The sequence below is a fragment of the Chitinophaga sp. genome, from assembly GCF_036566945.1.
Taxonomy (GTDB): Bacteria; Bacteroidota; Bacteroidia; order Chitinophagales; family Chitinophagaceae; genus Chitinophaga.
The window spans coordinates 1-4145 of sequence record NZ_DATCVJ010000368.1; the positions used below are offsets into that span (position 1 = coordinate 1).

The window sequence follows — 4145 nt, forward strand, 5'->3', positions numbered from 1 at the left end:
ATCGCCAAAACCTCATAGCCTTGCAGACGGAACATCGCCGCCGTGTCTTCCAGCTCATCTGCATTGCGGGCGGTGATGACTACAATAGCGCCTTCTTTTAATAAAGCAGTGGCGATGCCTTTACCGATTCCTTTACTGCCACCTGTAACGATGGCCACCTTTCCTTTTAAATGAAGCTCCATGATCCTGTTATTTTGTAGTATAAGTTATTGAAAAAATGGTAAAAGATCAGCATCAACGGGAACTTATCCCGAATAGTACAAATTACGTAGCTTCGGGGCCTAAATTTTTACACCATGATTGCAACAAAAGCTTATGCTGTGCAGGATGCTGCTTCTCCGCTGGGTCCATGGAACTTTGAGCGCAGAGAACCCGGTCCGCACGATGTACAGATTGAAATTTTATATTGCGGTGTATGCCATTCAGATATACACCAGGTGAGAAATGAATGGGGTAATTCCATTTACCCAATGGTGCCCGGCCATGAAATAGTAGGACGCATTACTAAAGTAGGTGATTATGTTACCCGTTTTAAAGTGGGCGATCTTGCTGGTATTGGTTGTTTTGTAGATTCCTGCCGTGAATGTGATCCCTGCCATGCGGGCGAAGAACAGTACTGTATAACCGGCGGCGCCAGCACGTACAACGGGTATGAAATGGATCGTAAAACACATACTTATGGTGGTTACTCTACACATATTGTCACGGACGAAAAATACACGCTGAAAGTTTCCGATAAATTACCGCTGGAAGGAGTGGCACCGTTATTATGCGCTGGTATCACTACTTATTCTCCGCTGCGTCACTGGAAAGTGGGCAAAGGTCATAAAGTGGGCGTAGTAGGTTTGGGTGGTTTAGGTCATATGGCCGTAAAACTTGCGGCTTCTATGGGTGCAGAGGTGACGATGTTAAGTACGTCTCCTTCCAAAGAAGCGGATGCAAAAAGACTGGGTGCGCATCATTTTTCGTTGATGACGGACAAAGAGCAGGTGAAACAATTGCGGAACAAATTTGATTTTATTATCAACACTATTTCTGCGCCGCATGACTACACTACTTATCTGAATTTGTTGAACCTCGATGGCGTGATGATATGTTTGGGTGTTCCTCCAGAACCTTCTATAGTACCGGCTTTCAACCTGATCATGGGTCGCAGGAGTATTGCGGGTTCATTAATTGGAGGTATTCGTGAAACACAGGAAATGCTGGACTATTGTGCGGAGCATAATATTACCAGTGATGTGGAAGTGATCGATATTAAGGAAATCAATACGGCTTATGAGCGGATGTTGAAAGGAGATGTGAAATATCGGTTTGTGATTGATATAGCGAGTTTAAAAAAATAAGGTTACGCGATTTTTTGTCTTTATCCAGGATTATACTGATTTAGATGATTTTCAAGATTTCCTTTTACAAGATTAAAAAAGATTAGCGAAGACAAATGCGGTTATCCACATTCGTCTTCGCTAATCTTTTATCCTCAAAAATCATCAAAGTAAAAATCCGGAAAATCATTTTAATCAGTATAATCCTGAATAAAGACAAGCGCCAAAGGCGCTCCTTCGCTTACACCAGGTATCCGAACAGGCTATCATCTTTATTCAGTTCTGTTACCTGAAAATTATATTTTTTGAAATTGGCCATGAGTTTGTCGTAGTCTTCGCGGTACTTGAGTTCTATGCCTACGAGTGCGGGGCCGATTTCTTTATTATGTTTCTGTATATATTCGAAGCGGGTGATATCGTCGGTGGGCCCGAGGATATGATTCAGGAATTCCTTCAGCGCGCCGGGGCGTTGTGCAAAACGTACAATAAAATAATGCTTTAATCCTTCATAGAGGAGGGAGCGTTCTTTTATTTCCTGCATGCGATCAATATCGTTGTTGCTGCCGCTGATCACGCAAACTACTTTCTTGCCTTTTATTTCTTCGGCGAAATCATCGAGCGCAGCGATGGACAAGGCGCCGGCGGGTTCCACTACGATGGCATCTTCATTATATAAACGGAGGATGGTGGAGCATACTTTACCTTCTGGAACGAGGTGCATTTTGTCCAGTACATCTTTGCAGATTTCATAGTTGAGGGTACCAACTCTTTTTACAGCGGCGCCATCAACAAAGCGTTCAATTTCATCGAGGGTAACGGGGCCACCGTTTTCCAGGGCGCGGAGCATGGAGGGAGCGCCTTCCGGTTCTACGCCAATGATATGGGTTTTGGGGCTATAGGTTTTAAAGTAGGTACCTAAGCCGGCAGCCAGGCCGCCGCCACCAACGGGCACGAAGAGGTAGTCGATGGATGACTGGTCTTCGAGGATTTCTACGGCTACGGTACCTTGTCCTTCGATAATTTTTGGATTATCGAAAGGGGGGATAAAGGTCATGCCGCTTGCTTTCGTGAATGACTGGGCTTCAGCAGAGCAGTCGTCGAAAGTATCTCCTACGAGGCGGATTTCGATATGATCGCCGCCGAACATGTTTACCTGATTAACTTTTTGTTTCGGTGTAATGACAGGCATGAATACCACGCCTTTAATATTCATGGCTTTACAGGCATAGGCGAAGCCCTGGGCGTGGTTTCCCGCGCTGGCGCAGGTAACGCCTTTTGCCAGTACATCGGCGGGCAGGCTGCTGATGAGGTTATAGGCGCCTCTCAATTTATAAGAGCGTACAATCTGCATGTCCTCTCTTTTCAGATATACATCACAGTTATAACGCCGGGAAAGGTTGGCGCTATACATCAGCGGCGTGCGTGTGATCACTGGCTTCAGCTTCACAGCAGCATCGAGGATATTCAGGGAATTGACACTACTCATTACTTCAGACATAAAATGTAATTAATACAAACGGCAAAGCATTTCCGGGGCTATCGAAATCATGGAACCGTATTTAGTAAACAGTAAGAATATTTTCTTCTGTACTAAATACCAGCACCAATAATTTCAATAATTCGAAAATGCTTTGCCATTTGTAATTTATAATAGTTGCTATTACGCGTTGTTAGGACGCAGCTTACGTACAGCCGCACCTGCCTGCCACATTTCGCTTTCGCGCAGTTCTCTCAGTTCTTCGTTCAGTTTTTCGCGGTAGTCCGGAGTGCTGTTGGAAGCGATAGAACGGGCAGCTTCTTTACCTGCAGCAACGCTGGCGTACAATTCGTCGAATACAGGCTGAGTAGCTGTTTTAAACTTCTTCCACCAGTCGAGCGCACCGCGCTGCGCAGTAGTAGAGCAGTTAGCATACATCCAGTCCATACCGTTTTCTGCTACCAGTGGCATCAGAGATTGGGTCAGTTCTTCTACTGTTTCGTTGAACGCTTCAGAAGGTGAGTGACCATTTTTACGCAGTGTTTCGTACTGAGCAGCGAAGATACCCTGGATACAACCCATCAGTGAACCACGTTCGCCAGTCAGATCGGAGAATACTTCTTTTTTGAAATCTGTTTCGAACAGGTAACCGGAACCAACGCCGATACCCAGTGCTACAACGCGTTCTTTAGCGCGGCCGGTAGCATCCTGGAAGATAGCGTAGCTGGAGTTCAGACCCTGACCAGCCAGGAACAGGCGACGGAGGGAAGTACCGGAGCCTTTAGGTGCTACCAGGATTACGTCTACATCAGCCGGAGGAATAATACCGGTTTGTTCTTTATACGTGATACCAAATCCATGGGAGAAGTACAGTGCTTTACCAGGAGTCAGGTGTTGCTTTAAAGTAGGCCACAGGGTGATCTGTCCGGCATCAGACAGCAGGAACTGCAGAATAGTACCTTTCTGAGCAGCTTCTTCGATATCGAATAAAGTTTCACCAGGAACCCAGCCATCAGCCACTGCTTTATCCCAGGTTTTAGAATTTTTACGTTGACCTACAATAACGTTAAAGCCATTGTCTTTCAGGTTCAGTGCCTGGCCGGGACCTTGTACGCCGTAACCAATAACTGCAATCACTTCGTTCTTCAGCACTTCCCTTGCTTTTTCCATAGGGAATTCTTCTCTGGTTACTACTTGTTCGAGTACCCCTCCAAAATTGATGGTTGCCATGTGTAGTTTTTTTTAGCTGTTAGCTATTAGCAGTTAGCTATAGCTGAGGATTGATTTGAATGAATAATGATTTATAATTTAAAAGCTTTTAGCAGTTAGCTTTTAGCTTTTAG

At 45.1% G+C, this 4145-nt stretch carries 4 protein-coding genes; 1 reads left to right on the forward strand and 3 read right to left on the reverse strand.

The features are described 5' to 3' along the window. The coding region (locus tag VIP81_RS10820) for an SDR family NAD(P)-dependent oxidoreductase (RefSeq protein WP_331959766.1) at positions 1-182 on the reverse strand (182 nt) is incomplete at its 3' end. A 114-nt stretch (positions 183-296) separates the two neighbouring features. On the opposite strand from VIP81_RS10820, the gene VIP81_RS10825 reads away from it, so the two are divergent. Beyond that, on the forward strand, positions 297-1346 hold the full coding sequence (locus tag VIP81_RS10825) for an NAD(P)-dependent alcohol dehydrogenase (protein WP_331959769.1): 1050 nt from the start codon (positions 297-299) through the stop codon (positions 1344-1346). Between the two features lie 220 nt (positions 1347-1566). Here VIP81_RS10825 and ilvA read toward each other — a convergent pair whose 3' ends face one another. Both ilvA and ilvC read right to left on the reverse strand, forming a co-directional pair. Then, positions 1567-2823, reverse strand: coding sequence for a threonine ammonia-lyase IlvA (gene ilvA, locus VIP81_RS10830; protein ID WP_331959772.1), 1257 nt, complete (start codon positions 2821-2823; stop codon positions 1567-1569). 162 nt (positions 2824-2985) lie between these two features. Further along, entirely contained in the window at positions 2986-4032 is a 1047-nt protein-coding gene (gene ilvC, locus VIP81_RS10835; protein WP_331959775.1) for a ketol-acid reductoisomerase, read from the reverse strand. Positions 4033-4145 lie beyond the last annotated feature (113 nt).